Source organism: Chlorogloeopsis sp. ULAP02, from assembly GCF_038404745.2.
Lineage (GTDB): Bacteria > Cyanobacteriota > Cyanobacteriia > Cyanobacteriales > Nostocaceae > Chlorogloeopsis.
In genome coordinates, this window is sequence record NZ_JAYKTT020000087.1 from 1 (window position 1) to 18523 (window position 18523).

The 18523-nt window shown below is 38.8% G+C and carries 15 protein-coding genes; 8 read left to right on the forward strand and 7 right to left on the reverse strand.

Translation table 11 applies throughout. The features are described 5' to 3' along the window. A partial coding sequence (locus U2718_RS31550) for a hypothetical protein (protein WP_411813399.1) occupies nucleotides 1-183 on the forward strand: 183 nt, incomplete at its 5' end. 11 nt (nucleotides 184-194) lie between these two features. Here the strand turns inward: U2718_RS31550 and U2718_RS31555 are convergent. From U2718_RS31555 to U2718_RS31565, 3 genes are all read right to left on the reverse strand, one after another. Beyond that, nucleotides 195-566 (reverse strand): hypothetical protein, encoded by a 372-nt coding sequence (locus U2718_RS31555; protein ID WP_341994006.1) that lies wholly within the window; start codon nucleotides 564-566, stop codon nucleotides 195-197. Between the two features lie 338 nt (nucleotides 567-904). Continuing rightward, on the reverse strand, nucleotides 905-1639 hold the full coding sequence (locus U2718_RS31560) for a glutathione peroxidase (RefSeq protein WP_341994005.1): 735 nt from the start codon (nucleotides 1637-1639) through the stop codon (nucleotides 905-907). A 164-nt stretch (nucleotides 1640-1803) separates the two neighbouring features. Continuing rightward, a complete protein-coding gene (locus U2718_RS31565; protein WP_341994004.1) occupies nucleotides 1804-3750 on the reverse strand; it encodes an alpha-amylase family glycosyl hydrolase in 1947 nt (648 codons plus the stop codon). An 856-nt stretch (nucleotides 3751-4606) separates the two neighbouring features. Here U2718_RS31565 and U2718_RS31570 point away from each other — a divergent pair. After that, complete coding sequence (locus U2718_RS31570; RefSeq protein WP_341994003.1) at nucleotides 4607-6685, forward strand: cation:proton antiporter; 2079 nt, start codon at nucleotides 4607-4609, stop codon at nucleotides 6683-6685. Nucleotides 6686-6983: 298 nt separating this feature from the next. On the opposite strand, the gene U2718_RS31575 is transcribed toward U2718_RS31570, so the two are convergent. Then, on the reverse strand, nucleotides 6984-7163 hold the full coding sequence (locus tag U2718_RS31575; RefSeq protein ID WP_341994002.1) for a hypothetical protein: 180 nt from the start codon (nucleotides 7161-7163) through the stop codon (nucleotides 6984-6986). Nucleotides 7164-7395: 232 nt separating this feature from the next. On the opposite strand from U2718_RS31575, the gene U2718_RS31580 reads away from it, so the two are divergent. The 4 genes from U2718_RS31580 to U2718_RS31595 all read left to right on the forward strand — a co-directional run bounded on the left by U2718_RS31580 (nucleotide 7396) and on the right by U2718_RS31595 (nucleotide 12540). Next, nucleotides 7396-7755: a hypothetical protein gene (locus U2718_RS31580; protein WP_341994001.1), complete on the forward strand. Its 360-nt coding sequence runs from the start codon at nucleotides 7396-7398 to the stop codon at nucleotides 7753-7755. Between the two features lie 319 nt (nucleotides 7756-8074). Next, complete coding sequence (locus U2718_RS31585) at nucleotides 8075-9043, forward strand: GDP-mannose 4,6-dehydratase (protein WP_341994000.1); 969 nt, start codon at nucleotides 8075-8077, stop codon at nucleotides 9041-9043. 393 nt (nucleotides 9044-9436) lie between these two features. Further along, nucleotides 9437-10744: a glycosyltransferase gene (locus U2718_RS31590; protein ID WP_341993999.1), complete on the forward strand. Its 1308-nt coding sequence runs from the start codon at nucleotides 9437-9439 to the stop codon at nucleotides 10742-10744. Nucleotides 10745-10749: 5 nt separating this feature from the next. Further along, complete coding sequence (locus U2718_RS31595) at nucleotides 10750-12540, forward strand: glycosyltransferase family 2 protein (RefSeq protein ID WP_341993998.1); 1791 nt, start codon at nucleotides 10750-10752, stop codon at nucleotides 12538-12540. A gap of 296 nt (nucleotides 12541-12836) precedes the next feature. On the opposite strand, the gene U2718_RS31600 is transcribed toward U2718_RS31595, so the two are convergent. Then, nucleotides 12837-13535: a hypothetical protein gene (locus U2718_RS31600; protein ID WP_341993997.1), complete on the reverse strand. Its 699-nt coding sequence runs from the start codon at nucleotides 13533-13535 to the stop codon at nucleotides 12837-12839. Nucleotides 13536-14584: 1049 nt separating this feature from the next. Here U2718_RS31600 and U2718_RS31605 point away from each other — a divergent pair. Continuing rightward, a complete protein-coding gene (locus U2718_RS31605) occupies nucleotides 14585-15355 on the forward strand; it encodes a pentapeptide repeat-containing protein (protein WP_341993996.1) in 771 nt (256 codons plus the stop codon). Nucleotides 15356-15712: 357 nt separating this feature from the next. Continuing rightward, nucleotides 15713-16339 carry a TenA family protein gene (locus U2718_RS31610; protein ID WP_341993995.1) on the forward strand — a complete coding sequence of 209 codons (627 nt, stop codon included), beginning with the start codon at nucleotides 15713-15715 and terminating at the stop codon, nucleotides 16337-16339. An 81-nt stretch (nucleotides 16340-16420) separates the two neighbouring features. Here U2718_RS31610 and U2718_RS31615 read toward each other — a convergent pair whose 3' ends face one another. Together U2718_RS31615 and U2718_RS31620 are read right to left on the reverse strand one after the other, a co-directional pair. Beyond that, nucleotides 16421-16969 carry a DUF1349 domain-containing protein gene (locus U2718_RS31615; RefSeq protein ID WP_341993994.1) on the reverse strand — a complete coding sequence of 183 codons (549 nt, stop codon included), beginning with the start codon at nucleotides 16967-16969 and terminating at the stop codon, nucleotides 16421-16423. Between the two features lie 410 nt (nucleotides 16970-17379). Beyond that, entirely contained in the window at nucleotides 17380-18375 is a 996-nt protein-coding gene (locus tag U2718_RS31620; RefSeq protein WP_341993993.1) for a peptidoglycan-binding protein, read from the reverse strand. Nucleotides 18376-18523 lie beyond the last annotated feature (148 nt).

Consider the following 18523-nt stretch of genomic DNA (forward strand, 5'->3'; position numbering starts at 1 on the left):
AACCCTAATCTTTACATTGTGGATAAAGCTCCGGAGTTCCCGACAATGGAAAATTATGCACGGCAGTTGCACAATGCGCTTAAGGTGCAAGGGCAGAATGCCTCACTTCAGGATTTCTCTCCACCCTACGGTTATTGCTATGGTGTACACCACCCAAGCATCTATTTTTTGCTAAAAGATTAGGCTGGTAAATGTCACAAGATGAAACTGCAATAATACTCAAACATCCTGAAAGACTGATTAAAAACGATTGTATTAAAAAGTATGGGAAAACCTCTCTGGAGGTTGCGAACACTGACTCCCACCTGCTGCGCTAGTTCACATAGCGATGGTGGATGCTCAAGTTGTACTAATTCAAATACCTTCGCCTGAAGATACATCCGCGTTGCTGCACCATGATAAGGCGGATTCCACATTTGTTGCGCTAGCGATCGCATTGCTGGAGTCACCGTGGGGTAAAACGAGAGTTTCCAGTCTTCTCCTTTAAACAGCAATTTCTGGACATCAGAACTGTACTGCCCATCCTCCAGAAAAAATGATTCTAGCAGTTGCGGTTCAATTTCCACATCTACAATAGTTAAGCGCTGGAGAGCGCGATGTTTCTCACTACAAGCAGGCGAAACCCCGCTACCCGAAAAATAGCTGCGTGTTCCACCCAGATTAGGATGAAGATTGTCAAAGTAAAGAAAGCCTGATCAAAGGAATTTATATTTTATCTAAGTACCCCTTGCTGAACTGCGTACATCAGGGTAGGGAACAGTTTACAGGGAACAGGGGCTAGGAAATGGACGCGGGGACGAACAGAGGCGGGGACACGGAGAGGATATTTCTCCCCCTCTCCCTCTCTCCCCCTCTCCTTGTCTCCCCCTCTCCCCCTCTCCCCCTCCCCTCTGCCTTCTGCCTTCTACTTACCATTCAAGTAATCTGCTAAAGCCTCAGATCCACCAATAAGTTTGCCGTCAATAAAAACTTGTGGAACTGTCGATGCACCTGTTATGGCTTGCAAAGAACGAGTTGTTGCATCTTTACCTAAAACAATTTCTTCATAATCAAAACTGTGTTCCTTCAGCATATTTTTGGCGCGAGCGCAGTAAGGGCAACCAGGCTTTGTAAACAGAGAAATTAAATTTGGTTTCACTGCATTGGGATTAATGTATTTGAGCATTGTTTCTGCATCAGATACTTTAAATGGATCTCCCGGTTCTTCTGGCTCAATGAACATTTTTTCAATTGTGCCATCTTTGACTAACATGGAATAACGCCAGGATCTTTTGCCAAAACCTAAGTCTGACTTATCCACAAGCATTCCCATTTGTTCAGTAAATTCACAATTGCCATCTGGAATAAAACAGATGCTATCTGCTTCTTGATTCTTTGCCCATTCATTCATCACAAAGGAATCGTTAACAGAAATGCAGACAATATCATCTACACCATTTTCTCTGAAAGTCTTTGCCAACTGGTTATAGCCAGGAACATGAGTTGAAGAGCAGGTAGGGGTAAACGCTCCTGGCAAAGCAAAAACTATTACGGTTTTGCCTTTAAATAGCTCGTCAGTTGTTACATTCACCCACTGATCGTTCTGGCGCACACGGAAGGTAACGTTAGGTACTTTTTGTCCTTCGTGGTTTGGCAACATTAAGTTTAGCTCCTTGATTTGAATTCCTTCTAAAGCGTATTCGGTATGAGTATGAATGTCAATATACAGATTTCCTCTGAGAGGTTATAGATCCCCGACTTTTTCAAAAAGTCGAGGATTGGAACACCTGCAACCTGTCAAAATCAAACCTTACACCCTTGGTACTAAGACTCTCTTCCAGATGCCCAAGTGTCACGCCATTTGACAGTACCTTCGCTAGCAATTACCCAGCGGCGAGAAACAATATTTTCCCGCAGAGGAGAACGTCCTTCTCGCAACATAGCGTATTTATAATTGATGAGCTTACCAGCACTTTCGTTGAAAGGAATTTCACCAAACCAGGTGTTGGAGTTGATATATTCTAGGGGATATGCTTTAGCGATATCCCAGTTACCGAGTTCGGGACAATCTCCAATCACAACAATCGTTTCTCCAGGTTGGGTGCGGACGCCATTTAGTTGTACTCTTACAATTGTTTGTCCTTTGACGCGTTCCCCAACATGGCTGATCGCGATCGCTTCTTTGGGAGCAAGTTCCAGGTTATAAATTTTCCCATCTTGGACTTCAAATTTACGTCCTGTCAACAAGCAAGTATGTTCTCTGTCTGGTAATTCCGTGTCTACTACATCTAGTGTCACAGCATCACCTCTATTTAGAGTGACAAAACAACGTGACTCACGATAGCGGCGTACATAGCAGTAAACGTCTGGGGTAATGTATTTCTGCCACTGGCTGCCCATAGAGATGGCTGGGTTGAGACGGCGTAATCCCGACAGCTTGCGTATATCTCGGTATACGGGAGTATCCATATCCCAACTCTCCATCATCGGGCGGTTGTAGGGATCATTGTTGCCGTAGATATTGCGATCGCCATTGGTATCATTATGCAGATATTGTTCTGTGCCATAAAACAGGCAAGGAATACCACGATTCGTCATCAACAAAATCACTGCCAATCGTAAAATATCATGGTCGGGGTTGACAGTTAAAAAGCGGTGCATATCGTGGTTATCGATAAAGGTGATTAATTCCGTAGCACCGTTGTAGCGATAGTCTTCATCCAGTACATTCTGAACTAGATAAAATCCTTTTTCGTCATAGGCTGCTAAAGCTTGCCGAATTGCCATGCACAACCCAAAGTCAAGAATTGTCATGCCAGAATTGTTGACGAATTCCACAGCGCGATCATCTCCGGGGCTGCTGTAAATCCATTCCCCAAAAATGAAGACATCTGGTTTGTGGTTGTACATCTCGCCTGTAAATTCTTGCCAAAACCAAATGGGCATATGCTTGACTGTATCTACCCGCAACGCATCCACACCCCGATCCAACCACTGCTTAATTGCAGATTTAATATAGTTGCGGTACTGAACATTATTTTCGTTAAAAGTGGCTAATCCTGAAAGTTCACAATTTTGAACTTGCCACTCATCTTCCCAATTGGTAACTTCGCCGTAATGATGATACCAATAGTCTTTATCATCATTAAAGTCAGCAATTTTAACTCCATCATCGTACAATTCACCCTTACAACCGCCTGTATCGGGGCTACTGTGGTTGCAGACAATATCTAGCACTAGCTTCATTTTACGCTTGTGCAATTCCTCAATCAGGCGATCAAAAACTGTATTTCTCGTATCTTGGGTGTTATTGAGAGAAGGATCGTCATCAGCAGAAATAAAGCGAGGATTTAAGCGTTTGAAATCCTTCGTCCAATAGCCATGAATAGCAGCACTTTGAATAAATAATTGTTCAACTTGCTCAAATAAAGGGGTTAGCCAAATTGCTGTTACCCCCATATTCTTGAGATAATCTAGTTTGTCAATTACGCCTTGTAAATCTCCACCCCAGTATTTGCCCCAATCTTCTCCGTTTGGATCGTAAAGTTCAGGATTGGGCCCTTCGCTGTTATTGGAATCACCATCAAAAAAGCGATCTACAACAAGAAAATAGATTGTTTCTTGGCGAAACTCAATATCTCTTGTGTACAGAAATTCTAAATCAATATCTGAATCTGCTTTTGGTGATTGAATAATTGCTTCTACTTCTGCTGTTGGATCTTCTACTTTATATTGAGCTTCTGAAGTTTGAGATGGAGGATTTGCTACCATAGTGAAGTGATAAACCAAGCAATATATCAAGGAACGATCGCAGAAGTGTAATTTTGTACAATATTATTGCTCTATTACATACTTCTGTCATTCGACAGTATCTATTTAAATAAAAAAAAAATAAATCTGTCTCAAGTTAGTTTTTATATTAAAACTTTAGATAGATATGAACTTCATTAAGTTTTATAATATAATTAAAAATAATATAAAAATCAATCATGAAAAGTAAAAAATAATAATTAAATATTAAGTAGCTTTGTGCAATTAAAAATAACTAGCGAAGGCTGTCATTTGTCATTGATTATTGGTCACTAGTAGGGGCAGGTTTGATGGATAATCTTTCCCTAGAATCGACAATTTATCTTTGTTAACCCGCACGGCAGTCGCTACAAAGCCGGGAACCCCCTCTGGATTTGCCCTTAGTGTTTGCAAAAGCTGAGTATAAACTTTCAAGCCTATTTACGTTTTGTAATATAGTTTGGTTTATTTTCACAAACTTACTGAAATGTTATTCCATATTAAATTTTTAGCAAACAAGATTAATATTGAAAACTAATTCAAACTGGTAAGTCAAGAAATTAAATAATTCACCAAGAGTTAAATATTAAGAGATGATTGATCAAGTAAACCTTAAATTGTAGGGTGTGTTACGACTAATCTTCACTTTTATCTTGCATAGCCGTAACACCCTCTAATTAATATTTACTAAGAGTTAAAGATTAAAATAAAGCGATTAAGTTAAAGAATCGTCCTAATTAATGCGGTGAATGGAGTTAGTGTAATTTAGTTTGCCTAATGATCACACGCTTGTAGGATATAATCTTCCTACCCATTTTTTTATTAAGAGGGTAAAAACTTGTTGGCACAAAGTCCGATCATTGCCTTTACTATTCTTATACTAGTTATTTTCACAGTACCACCGATTTTTGAGCGATTTCGTTTACCTGGGTTAGTAGGTTTGTTAGTGGCTGGTGTGGTACTGGGTCAAAATGGTCTAAACCTTCTCAATTCTGAATCTGAAACTATCAAACTCCTATCAGAGATTGGCAAAGTTTACTTGATGTTTGTGGCAGGTTTAGAAATTGATTTAGAGCAATTCCGCAAAACCAGAAATCGCTCAATTGGATTTGGAACACTGACTTTTTTAGTACCACTAATTACTGGCATTATTATTGGGCGTTTATTTAATTTTGGTTGGAATGCTTCGGTTTTGATTGGTTCTTTGCTTGCCTCTCATACTCTCTTAGCCTATCCGATTGTTAGTCGTTTGGGTGTAGTCACAAACGAAGCTGTGACAGTCACAATTGGTGCTACGATTTTTACCGATACGGGTGCTTTGCTCGTTTTGGCAATTTGTGTGGGAATTCACGCTGGAGAATTCACAGCTTTAAGTTTATTTATGCTTTTAGCTGGATTAGCAATTTACTCTGTTGTGGTTTTATTTGGCTTTGATTGGCTAGGAAAAGAATTTTTCCGTCGCTCAGGGGATGAACAAGGCAACCAATTTTTATTCATATTGTTGGCATTATTTATAGCCTCGGTAGGAGCACAGGTAATTGGAGTTGAAAAAATTGTTGGTGCGTTTTTAGCAGGTTTAGCTGTCAACGATGTTTTAGGACGTAGCCCAGTTCGAGAAAAAGTTGAGTTTGTCGGCAGTGTTCTATTTATCCCTTGTTTCTTTGTAGACATGGGACTACTAATTGATATTCCAGCTTTTCTTAAAACTCTTAGTTCAGTTTGGTTGACTGTAGCAATTGTAGCAGGGTTAATTGGCAGTAAATTTGTCGCAGCATTCCTAGCCAAAGTGCTGTACCGCTATAATAATGCAGAATTGCTAACAATGTGGTCACTATCATTACCGCAAGTAGCAGCTACACTGGCAGCAACTTTAGTTGCCTATGAAAGCTTAAACTCTGCTGGAGAGCGATTAATTAATGAGGGTGTTCTGAACAGTGTTATTGTACTGATGCTGGTGACTGCAATTGTTGGCCCTATAATTACATCACGATTTGCAACTTCACTCATAGTTCCACAAATAGACTTAGCCACAGATAAACTCTCAACTTGGTGGCAAAGTAGTATGGGTGAAGAAGTGAAAAATCAAACACCCACAGCTAGCCCATTCACTGTTGTAGTTCCAATTTACAATCCCAAAACCCAGCGTTATCTGATTGAAATGGCAGCGCTGCTTGCACGTCATGAATCTGGAAGGATTGTACCACTCTCAATTGCAGTTGGTCGGGTTCATATGGACGATCCGCGATTAAATACATTACTCAGCCAGTGTCGGCAAAAATTGGAAGGTGCTTTAGAAATCAGTCAAGAATTTGGGGTGGAAGCTTCGCCTGCAATTCGGATTGATGACGATGTAGCGTTAGGAATTAGCCGCACCAGTCGAGAAGAAAACGCCAATTTAGTAGTGATGGGTTGGTCGCGTAATACAGGCTTACGTGCTCGTTTATTTGGTAATGTAATTGATAGCGTCTTTTGGTCTTCTCATTGTCCGGTAGCAGTTACACAGCTTTTAAATAGTCCGACAACAATTCAGCGCATTCTGGTACCAGTGGGAGATTTAACACCACAAACCATAGGTGCTGTTAAGTTTGCTCAAGTTTTAGCTGATGTTAATCAAGCGCAAGTAGTTTTATTACACGTGTGCGATCGCCGAACACCTCAAATCCAAGTTAGCAAGTTTGAGTTGCAGCTTTCGGAGATTGCTGCTCAAAGCAAGTTGCAAGCAAATACTAGTATTAAAACCATTGCCAATGATGATATTGCTAGAGTAATTATCCGCGAAGCCGAGGGATTTGATTTAGTTGTGATGCGTTCTACTCGTTATCGTACTGCTGGCGGATTAGCTGTTAGTGAAGTAACAACTGAGGTAATTAGAGAACTTAATTGTTCAACTGTTTTGTTAGGAGAACCCCACTCTTAATTGCAAAAAGTCACTATAGTGACTTTTTGCAATTAGTTGCTCAAGATTACGATAATTTAATCCTCTAGAGTTGCTCTAGGCGACATATTGATTACTGTCAAATCCTAATGTAAGCGATCGCACCCTCTGCGATGTCATCCCTACAAAGAGCAATTAGCTTTGCAGCTTGAAATTTAGGGACTTCCAATTAAAAAAACTCCTATTTGTAGTAGGGTGTGTTACGGCGATATAAGAATTTGAGCCTTGGAGAGAATATCAATTAGCCGTAACGCACCGAATTTGGAGGTGGGTTACTTCGTTAACACACTCTTGTAGCAACTTCCGCCTTCCCTGTAGCAATTTCCGCCTTCCTTGTAGCAACTTCTGCCTTCCTTGTAGCAACTTCTGCCTTCACGTTTCCGTGTTTTGCCCAGTCTGTAGCAGTTTCCACCTTCACGTTTCCATGTTTTGCCCAGTCTGTAGCAGTTTCCGCCTTCACGTTATTAATTTTGGTTTAGATTTGCGGTGCGTTACGCTGGCGCGATAACGCATCCTACTGCTACTGACAAAAATGAAGAATTTGAAACTTGCGAAGGCAGGTTTTGTTTGTGTAGGCGTAGTTTTTAACTGCTGATTTCTTTTTGATCAAAATCAATAATTTCACGAATGACAACTTTTTCAACAATTGTCCACTATGGAGTTATGAGTCTTTTAGAAAATAAGTATTAATTATGGCAAGACAAAAACGCAATTCACGTATTCTTGGCAGAGCCGAAGTACGTCTAGCAAGCATTAAATCTATTAGTCCAACTCTCGATGTTGGAGAGGGGTTAACAGTCAATGATTATACTGAAAAAATCGAAAGCCTTCGACAATTTCTAGAACTATACAATACCACCCTTTCCACTATTGATGTCTTACTAACCCAGATCGTCGAAAATGAGCAAGATTTGGCAGACTATTCTGAGAAAATTTTGCGTGGCATTGCTTATAAATATGGTAACAACAGCCATGAGTATCAGATGGCTGGAGGTACTCGTAAAAGCGATCGCAAACGTACTGTGCGTCAAAGCGCAGTTTTGCCAAAGTAAGTAGGCACGATTAAACCAAAATATGTAAAGTTTCATAGGAGTAAAGAGGAGGGGTTTTTCTTTTACCCTTTCCCTTTAGCCTGATTAATATAACGCGAGTGCAATTACTGCGATCGCATACATCACCAACCAAAATTATTGATTTGGCTTGACTGGGAGTCAGAACTTCAAAGCAGCGGGGAAGTAGGAAACTTAAGAATTTTTGATCCGTCTGAACAGTAAATTATGGTTTTGATAATAACAAAAGAGGGTGCAGCTTGCTTTAATAGTAAAAATGACAATGCTGTATAAATTACTATAAAGTCAATCTCTAGCAAGTATGACCAAAAAAGCTCTAATTACCGGATTAACTGGGCAAGACGGTTCCTACCTCGCCGAACTTCTTTTAGAAAAAGGCTACCAAGTATATGGTTTAGTCCGTCGTTCTAGCACCAGCAATCTAGAGCGGATTAATCACCTTTTCAACCAGATTCAAATTGTATCTGGCGATCTACTCGATCAATCTTCGCTCATGGATGTTGTGAGTGATTGTCAACCGGATGAAATCTATAACCTTGCTTCTCAAAGCTATGTTCCTTTATCTTGGACACAACCCGCCCTGACTGCCGAATATACAGCCCTTGGTGTTTCCCGTCTTTTGGAATCAATCCGACGCTGTAAGCCAGATGCTAAATTTTACCAAGCTTCTAGTAGTGAAGTATTTGGTCAACCCGATGAATCTCCTCAAACCGAACGCACTGCTTTTCGCCCGCGTAATCCCTACGGTGTTGCCAAAGCATACGCCCACTGGATGACAGTCAATTATCGTCAACAATACAAACTATTTGGTTGTTGCGGTATTACCTACACTCACGAATCTCCACGGCGTGGAACAGAGTTTGTATTTCGCAAAATCACCCGTACTGCGGCGATGATTAAACTAGGTTTAGCCAATGAATTGAAGCTTGGGAACTTAGATGCTCGACGTGACTGGTGCTACGCCAAAGATGCGGTGTGCGCGATGTGGATGATGCTCCAGCAAGAAAAACCAGATGACTATATTATTGGTAGTGGTGAAACTCACTCAGTACGGGAGTTAGTTGAGTGTGCTTTTAATTGTTTGGGATTAGATTGGCAGGATTATGTATCTGTCGATCCTGCTTTTTACCGCCCAGATGAACCTGTACAGTTAGTTGGTTGTATTTACAAAGCTAAAGCACAATTAGGTTGGAAACCCCAGTATTCCTTTCAACAGTTAGTAGAGTTAATGGTTGATTGCGATTTAAAGGCATTGAGCGACAATCCGTAATTAAGATAAGTAGGCGGGATAAAAGCGATACGCGTTAAGGAGTGTAAGATAGCTAAAACTTCTGACTAATGACTAATGACAACCTTAACTCGTTAACTATATTTGTACCGATCTACTTATGTAAGTTAAATATTGCTTGTTTTCTACAGGTTTACAGGTAACGCTTTCATCAGTTAATTCTGTAAAAACAAGCATCGTGATTTTAGAAAATATAATTTTTAAGAAACACAAGACAGATTGCACCAAGTCGCTCCGCGCAAGAGCGCAGGTAGGAAAGACAATAGTAAGTGTTTCTTTCATTTGTTGCTTGCGGCGAAAAAGGCGCTAGTTGGGCGCTCAGATCTAGTCAGCGATTTTCAATCCCAAAAGATATTTAGATAAAGGAGGACAATTATGCAATCAACATCTGAAATCTCAACTAAGGTTGCAAATTTTCCCCTTGGTGTTAATATTTCAGGCTATGTAAATAGTGAATTTGGACTAGGTGAAGGAGTCAGAGGAACTATTAGAGCTTTAGAAGCTGCTGGTATTCCTTTTGTAATTAACAATTGCAATTTTAATACCATGCACAGGAAATTAGACTCTACTTACACTGAGTTTTCTGATAAAAATCCTTATCCAGTAAACATTGTGCAAGTTAATGTAGATATGATCCACACTTTTATTAATTCTACTAGCCCCGCATATTTTCAGAAAAAATATAACATTGGATTTTGGGCATGGGAACTTCCAGAATTTCCGAAAGAATGGCTACCTGCTCTTAATCTTTTTCATGAAATCTGGACTCCTAGTAGTTACTGTGTCGAAGCGATTGCACCTGTATCTCCTATTCCAGTACAGAAGGTTATGCATAGTATCTCCCTTCCGCAACCTTCAGTTACTAAACAAGCATTAGGTTTACCTGAGAATAAATTTATTTTCCTATTTATCTTTGATTTTTGTAGTATTTTTGAACGTAAAAATCCCTTGGCAGTTATTGAAGCATTTCAACTAGCATTCGGTAAAGAAAATCAAGATGTATTGCTAGTAATTAAATTTTCTAACGCTAAATATTTTCCTGAACAACTTCAGAAATTGAAAGCTTTAGCAGAAAAATTTAAAAATATCAAATTAATAGATAATTATTTACTCAAAGATGAACTTAATGCGCTCATCTACCACTGTGATTGCTATGTATCTTTGCATCGTTCTGAAGGTTTTGGGTTAACGATGGCAGAAGCCATGTTCTATGGCAAACCAGTCATAGCAACTGCCTACTCAGCTAATACTGAATTTATGAATATTGGCAATAGCTTTCTTGTCAAGTATTCTTTAGTAAGATTAGCAGAAGATTATGGTGCTTACAAAAAAGGAAATGTATGGGCAGAGCCAGATATTAATCATGCAGCAGATTTAATGCAATACGTATTTCATAATTATGAAAAAGCAAAACAAGTTGGTGCAAAAGCAGCTCAAGATATTCAGTCTGTGTTAAGTCCAAAAGTAATTGGAAAGAAAATTAAAAGCAGATTAAAGTATATAATTCAAGTCAGTAATAGCAATTCAGATATTTATCAATTGCAAACACAATTGCAATCTCAAAATGCAGAAATTTATCGCTTACAAGCTTTAATTAAAGAGATAGAAAATAGTAAATTTTGGCAACTGAGAAATCAATGGCTAAAGCTTAAATCAAGAATTAATTTTAATCATAAAAGTTAAAAAATATGCAAATTAATACAAATAGTAAAATCCAAAAAATACAAAGGCTCTACCAAAGACGAGGAATATTAAGATTATTAAGTTTTATATATCAAATCGCTACATCTAGATTGAAAAATAAGATAGCGTATCAAAAATGGATTAAAAAAAATACTTTTACCCAGCAAGATATCACATCTGCTAATCAACAAATTAAGGGATGGCAACTGCATCCGAAATTCTCAATTATTATGCCTGTTTACAATGTAGAGGCAAAATGGTTAGAAAAAGCTATTGAATCAGTTCGCAACCAAATCTATACAAACTGGGAGCTTTGTATTGCAGATGATGCTTCTACCTATCCTCATATTCGTTCTATATTGACTAATTACAGTAAACACGAGCCACGCATCAAATTTATATTTCGTACAGAAAATGGGCATATTTCAGCCGCCAGTAATTCTGCTTTAGAAGTAGCTACAGGAGAATATATTGTACTTTTAGATCATGATGACGAATTATCAATTGATGCTTTATTTGAAAATGCTAAATTAATTAATCAGCATCCAGAAGTAGATTTTATTTATAGCGATGAAGACAAAATAGATGGGAATGGCAGCCGATTTTCACCTTGCTTTAAGCCAGATTGGTCGCCAGAATATTTTTATTCTTGCATGTACACCTGTCATTTAGGTGTTTATAGGACTAGTATTATCCGTGAAATTGGCGGTTTTCGTAGTGAGTATGACGGCTCACAAGATTACGACTTGGTACTAAGAGTTATAGAAAAAACCAAGAACATTTACCACATTCCAAAAATTCTTTACCACTGGCGCAGCATATCTGTTTCCGCTGCTTCTGGTTCTCAAGCAAAGCCTTGGGCTTATACTGCTGGTAGAAAAGCTTTAGAATCTATGTTAGAGCGTAGTCAATATCCAGGGCGTGTAGAGGAAACAATTAATCCTGGAATTTACAGAGTTCGGCGTGACATCATTGGCAATCCCTTAGTTAGTATCATCATTCCCAGTGCTGGTACAACAATAGAAACTCCTTCAGGTTCACTGTGTCTGCTAGAAAATTGCATTCGCAGCATTCAACAGGTGAGTACCTACCGCAACTTTGAGATTATTGTGGTAGATGGTTATGATATTCCCAAAGAAATTTTAGAAAGAATCAATGCTAGTAACTTGGAACTAGTGCGCTGTGCTGAACCGTTTAATTTTTCGATGCGAATTAACAAAGGCGCAGCAAAAGCTAAGGGAGAATTTCTGTTATTGCTAAATGATGATACAGAAGTTATTACTCCTGATTGGTTGGAATCGATGTTAGAACTTGCACAACAGATAGAAATTGGTGCAGTGGGTGCAAAACTTTTGTTTCCGGATGGAAGGATACAGCATACAGGAGTGCTGATTCTCGAAGGAAATCCTTGCCATGCATTTTATGGTTTTGATAACGAGTTTTCCGGTTATTATTGCTCAAATATTGTTAACAGAAACTACTTAGCTGTGACTGCTGCGTGTTTGATGATGCGAAAAGAGATATTTCACCAGTTGCAAGGATTAGATGAGCAGTTTCCCTTAAACTACAATGATGTTGATTTATGTTTAAGAGCATATCAAGCCGGATATCGTAATGTAGTAACTCCCTATGCCCAATTAATACATTATGAATCAGCTAGTAGACAAAAAGGGTTAAGACCAGGAGAATGGTATCAATTAAATAATAAATGGAAGAATTACTTTGAAAGCTTAGAGATAGACCCGTACTATAATCAAAATCTATCCTTAAAAACAGCTAATTTTGAGCTTTTTTAGTAAAAAAACAGAAACAGACTTTATTTACAGCGCATTTCATAACAGTACATTACCCCACCCTCCTCTTAGAAAGGTTAAGGTTAATTAAGTAGGGGAGGTAAAAATTTTATTGCCGTTGTGTCACGGCTATGCAAAGATTTAAGAGCGTAACACCAATTCTCCAAATAAAGGCTATACATAGTTTCTAGTAGCACGGAAGCGCAATTACAAACCTTTTTCCATCTGTAACCAAAATTTAGAGAAATCGCATAACGCACCACAATTGTACGGTGCGTTATGCGCTACTTCAACGCACCCTATTGTTGTATTTTCTCAAGAGAGTTAGGTTTAGTTTGAGCGGATTTTTTAGAAGTGTTTCTGCGTTTTAAGAACAATACTGTACCTATAGCTCCAACACCTAAGAGATTAGATGTCGTATCTTCTGGAGTACTTTCTGGAGCAGCATTGACTATTAAGCCTTGCGACGCAGGTGTAAAGTCTTCATGATTTACCGCAATTGATACAAGTCCATTGAATCCACTGCTAGGTAAATCACCTATTTCATCCTTATAGTTGCTATAAACGATAAATTGCAGCTTAGTTGAAGTGCCTATTTCTTGTAGGCTAACGTGATATTTAGTACCTCCAACCCAGCTAGAATCAAGTGATTCATTTCCTTGTCTGGTTATGTCAGATTCAGATATTCGAGAAGCTTTAATACTACCTGGTTTGAACTTAATAGTACCAGGACATAAATCATTGACTTCCTCTGCACATACATATTGAGCTTTAATAATAGCTCTCGGATAAAAGCCTCTTTCAGATGAGGACTGTAAATCTTTTACAGAAGTGTTGAGAACAAAAGTAAAGGTACTTTTTCCCTGATTGGCAACAAAAGTATAATTTAAGTAGGATGTAGCTGAAACAGACTTAGGAACAAAACAAGAAATTACAGAGAAAAATGCACTAAAAGCTATAACTTTATTGAAGTTATTTAGTGTAGTTAAATAACCCATTGAAGTACCTCCAGTTTTTTGGATTGAATATATAAATTGCAAAGCCAATAATTTCTGAGTAAAGTTGATATTTTATCTGTAATTTACCCAGATAACTGATGTTAGAAAAAACTATTTGTAGATTGGCTTTTTAAAGAGCAGAGGAATTTATAACAGAATAGTTTTAAATAAACTAGATTACTGCTTTAGCTCTGTTCCCACTCTAATTAGTTGATGTATTGTTTAATGTCTAATACATATTATCAAAGCATAAATAATAGTATTTCTACTGATTTTATTTGCTATTTTTTATGAAAAAAAAGATAGATTTCGACACAAAATATTTACAGTTTTTTACTCTGTCCTGTTTTGGACTATATTTTTTATTTAAAAATAAAGATTTTTCTATTTAAGAATAAATTAACTAACATACTTGCGGAAAATAAAAGAATTTTATCTTGCTAATTGTAAGGATGAAATAGTAGCAATAAATTATAGATGTAGTTCACAATTAAATAAAATCATACCACTACTGTGCAAAGTGCAAAATTGACAATGCCAGTTTTTTATCTATAAAGTCATGAATTGAGAAAACAATTCTCAACATAATATGTAATGTATTTACGAAAAAAAGGTGTAGAGACGTCTACACCACAAGATTTTCCGGAGGTAATTTCGTGTCTTTACTTGCAGATTACAATCCTGAAAATTACCTATGTTTCCCAAACAGCAGCTACTTTTTCCAAGGAAGTTTAGTACCCATCTCAGTTAAAGCTGAAAAAACAAGATACAGCACAAGAACAATAATGCCGATCAAAAAAAGAACCAAGTCGTTATCCATTATTTATTGATGTAAGTAGCAATAGAGACTATCAAATCTAGATTAGTGGCTGATGAACTTGTAGTACAGCACCACTGATAAAAATTCTTATCCCTTCTGTTATAGAAAGGACATTGCGTTGAGCAGTAGTGCCTCAAAAATTGATGCCAGAAAAATCAACTTGAGGTATAAATGTGTCTACAAGTAAGTTAATTCTTAAGTAGAAAGCGCAGATATTACTACACCGATTATGGAAAACAAAATTATAGCTATAGCCGCAGTTCTAACTACAATCAGCACTATACAAACAGCTGTAGCTGCAAACTCAGAACATATCAGGCAGTTGCTAGCAAACAAACAATGTCGTGATTGTGATCTCAGTGGTGCTGGTTTAGTAATGGCTGACTTGAGTAATGCGAATTTGAGAGGAGCTAATCTTGCAGGTGCAAACCTCAGCCGTGCAAACCTCAGTGGTGCTGACTTAAGTAGCACCAACTTAAGCGGTGCAGGATTATTTGGTGCCAATTTAAGTGGAGCAAAGTTGAATGGGGCGACTCTAGTGGGTACAGATTTGAGAAGTACTTATTTAGTAAATGCAGAAATGACTGGTGTGAATCTCAGTAGCGCTAATTTACAAGGTGCCTTGGGCGTACCATTACAAATTGCCAAATCAGAAGATTTCTATGCTTGGGGTGTCGCTGAAGCACAAAAAGGTAACCACCAACAAGCCATCGATTATTTTGAGCAAGCGATCGCTATCAAACCAGACTATGCTATCGTTTACCTAGCTCGCGGTGTTGCCCGCTACCAACTATTTGACAGACAAGGCGCTTTTCAAGACGCCCAGACTGCCGAAAAATTATTTACCAGCCAAAAAAATAGCGAGGGCATACAAACCGCACAAGCTTTTATGAAAGAACTGCAAACACCCCAAACAGCCCAAGTAGATCGTGGTAAACCAAATTTTATGGACTTTTTGGGAGGAATTACTTCACTGTTTCTTCAGTTAACACCCTTTTAGGAAGAGGGGGAGAGTGGAGGATGGAAAGACACGGAGACGCAAAGACGCGGGGAGGGGAAGACAAGGAGACAATTAATTACTGTACGGGCGGGTTGAGAAGATAGATTGTTGGTTTCAGTGAAAAATTATTTATCAAACCCGCCCCTATTAACTCTCCGGGTACTCTACGAGAAGCCGCCTACTCTCCGAGAAGCCAGGCTACGCCTGTCTACCGGGCGTCTATGCCAGTCACCTGCGCTCGTGTTATCCTCCCCGAAGTTCAGAGCCTCCTCCGGAGGAGCTTCGCTTACGGCGGAAGCCGCCGCTCCGACTTCTCTTCGCAGTGCTGGCTCACCACTAACTACTAACCACTAACTAATGACTATTTCTAACCAATTGTGGGAAGCAAATCAAGAACTAGCACAAGCTTGTCTAGTACATCCCTTTGTCCAAGGTATTGCAAATGGTACTCTAGCAACCTATAAATTTGCTTATTATGTAGGACAAGATGCATTTTTTCTAGAAGCCTTTGCCCGTGCCTACAGTATCGCTGCTGCTAAAGCTCCAGACTGGCAAGGTTTTAATACATTTCATTATTTAGCTGGAGGTGTGCTGCAAGAACTATGGCTACATGAAAGCTACGCAGCTAAGTGGAATGTTAATTTGCATTCTGTGGAAATAGGAGCCGCTACCCGTCGTTATACAGACTTTTTGTTAGCTACTGCTTGGGGAAAAGATGTAGGCTTAACTGCTGCGGCGATGTCTCCTTGTATGCGTCTTTATGCCTTTTTAGGAGAAGAATTAGCTCAAGATGGTATTCCCAATCATCAGTATGCAGACTGGATTCGTGCTTACAGTGGCGGTGATTTTCAGTCATTGGCACAGGAATTAGAAAGTTTAGTTGAACGCTACGCAACTGCTTCTACCTTGATTGATTCGACTTACCGTTATGCCATGTTGTGTGAGCGAGATTTTTTTCAAGCAGCATGGGAAGTAAAGGCATAGAAAATAGGGAGAACAGATAAACAGAAAAATTCTCTCTTACTCTCCCTTGCTCTGTTTTTAAGACAGTTTCTCCTAACCTGTTTACTCTTTTATTGCTTCAATCTGAAAATTTTGAAACGTTATTTGACAGCCTTCATTTTCCGGAGATGCACATACTAATCCTACCTGCACTGCTTCCTCTTCAGTTAAGTGTGCTGTGGTGAGAATAGTGTAACTTTCTTCATCTAGTGAATATTGCACCTCTATGCTGTTACCTCTGCGGTGTAAACACAACCACAATGAAGGAGATTTATCTAATAATGGCACAACTGACCAATTGGATTCCTCGTTTGTGATTACTGTACTCACAAAATGCATCCCGTCTACAAATTCAATGTTAGATTTCAACCAAGTTTTCTCATCGACTCTAATCATGAGTCCTGCTTGACCGTGTAAATTTTGATACTGATTGCTAATTTTGACTCGTGCAGTAAAATCTCCCTTAACTTCTTGATAGTAGAAATTACCATTATCACGGATATAACCGCAATCAGATCTACGCCAAAAATCTGTATTAGCTCCAGAAGTTACTACAATCAAGTCTTCTTGTTGCTCCCAACTTGGTGGTTCATTGTACCATCTCATCAGCATAATCCGACCCTCCCCTCGGTCAAATTGCACAAAATAGATTCTCGATTTTTACTCTACAAGTAGTATATTCATTTAGGAAAATTAGCTATGAGAAAACTTCACCCAAACAGGTGATTAAGGTTTTTTCGTTACAAAAGCGAACAACTCGCCTATGTATAGCAGAGAACAGAGAATAGGGAATAGGGAACCGGGAAATAAATATTTTGATCACGAGCGTTGTGGGCATTTGCCCGTGAGAGTCTAGCTTGGTGTGGAGGTAGTTCCTTTTTCATGCTTGGCGATGAAGTTTTGTCGTTGGAATTGCTTACTCTAACACCATTAAAAAAATAATTGCGACAGATGAATTTACCGAACCCTGATACAGAAGGCTATTTCTAATCCAAAATCCAAAATTGGTAGAACTCAAACTTTTATTGGAAATATTCTACGCGAGCATCAAAACCGAGTTCACGTAAAAATTGAGAATGCTTTTCTGCTTCAGAGCGATCGCGAAATGTTCCAGCATTTACATAATTTCCCAATTTAGATTTAGCTACAAAAGCTTTGGGAATGTAATGACGCACTCTAGGAAGAGTATCAGCCCTACGAATTGGCACGATGACTACATACCGATTCCGATTCGCAGGCGTAGGATTTTGAATTACAGTGGGGTTATTTGTACTTAATCCTAATCTTTGCCAAGTTGAAAAATCTACGTTTCCAGTTGAATACATCCCAGCATCTCGCTGGAATTGCGCCACGGCATTTTTTGTTGTCGCACCATAATAACCTGTAATCTGATCTGTAAAAAATCCTAGCTGGCGTAGACGTTGTTGCACCGCTGATACTCTCGAACTCTTCTCACCCAGACATATATAACCGTTATTTATTGAACAACCAGAATTAGAAATTCCCATTGTTCTGGATATTTTTGCCAAGGTTTGTGCGTCGGCAACACCACTAGGCGTGAGTTGGTTATGTTGCTGGAAAAGAATTACAGCATTTGTAGTTGTACTACCAAAATAGCCAGTAGGATTTCCCCGAAAATAGCCCAATTGTTGTAATTTTCTTTGCAATTCTGACACCTCTGGCCCAGCATCACCTTCACTAAGATAAGAGGTAAAGCGATCACCAGTATTAGTGAAAGTATAGCTTTGACGAGACTGTCCATTTTGGCACACATATTGTAAGGCTTGTTGAGTTTGCAACCCTACTTTTCCTGTCGTACCTATGTTATTTGCTCGCTGAAAGTTTTTGACAGCCTCTTCAGTCAATACACCAAAATTACCATTGATCGGCCCTTGAAAGTACCCTAAGCTTTGTAAACATCTTTGAAGGTTGCTAACTTCCGAACTGCTATCTCCTCGTTGCAGTGCCAATGCTTGCCCTGCGAAATTAAAAACTGTTATGGTAACTGCTACAGACAAAATGTGCTGCTTAGTTATAAATTTGCAGTCAAATTGGGTTTTAGATACTTGAGATAAAGGGGAAAAATTAATATTTTCCATGTGTAGACAATTGCTAATTACTAATTTTTAATTGGTTTGCTAGTTTGAGATCTGAAATCAGACTGCT

Bases quoted from the DNA above. Each gene is read 5' to 3' on its own strand.
- U2718_RS31580 (WP_341994001.1), top strand. From the start codon at position 7,396: ATGGCAAGACAAAAACGCAATTCACGTATTCTTGGCAGAGCCGAAGTA.
- U2718_RS31605 (WP_341993996.1), top strand. From the start codon at position 14,585: ATGGAAAACAAAATTATAGCTATAGCCGCAGTTCTAACTACAATCAGC.
- U2718_RS31560 (WP_341994005.1), bottom strand. From the start codon at position 1,639: ATGTTGCCAAACCACGAAGGACAAAAAGTACCTAACGTTACCTTCCGT.
- U2718_RS31565 (WP_341994004.1), bottom strand. From the start codon at position 3,750: ATGGTAGCAAATCCTCCATCTCAAACTTCAGAAGCTCAATATAAAGTA.
- U2718_RS31590 (WP_341993999.1), top strand. From the start codon at position 9,437: ATGCAATCAACATCTGAAATCTCAACTAAGGTTGCAAATTTTCCCCTT.
- U2718_RS31585 (WP_341994000.1), top strand. From the start codon at position 8,075: ATGACCAAAAAAGCTCTAATTACCGGATTAACTGGGCAAGACGGTTCC.
- U2718_RS31600 (WP_341993997.1), bottom strand. From the start codon at position 13,535: ATGGGTTATTTAACTACACTAAATAACTTCAATAAAGTTATAGCTTTT.
- U2718_RS31595 (WP_341993998.1), top strand. From the start codon at position 10,750: ATGCAAATTAATACAAATAGTAAAATCCAAAAAATACAAAGGCTCTAC.
- U2718_RS31610 (WP_341993995.1), top strand. From the start codon at position 15,713: ATGACTATTTCTAACCAATTGTGGGAAGCAAATCAAGAACTAGCACAA.
- U2718_RS31615 (WP_341993994.1), bottom strand. From the start codon at position 16,969: ATGCTGATGAGATGGTACAATGAACCACCAAGTTGGGAGCAACAAGAA.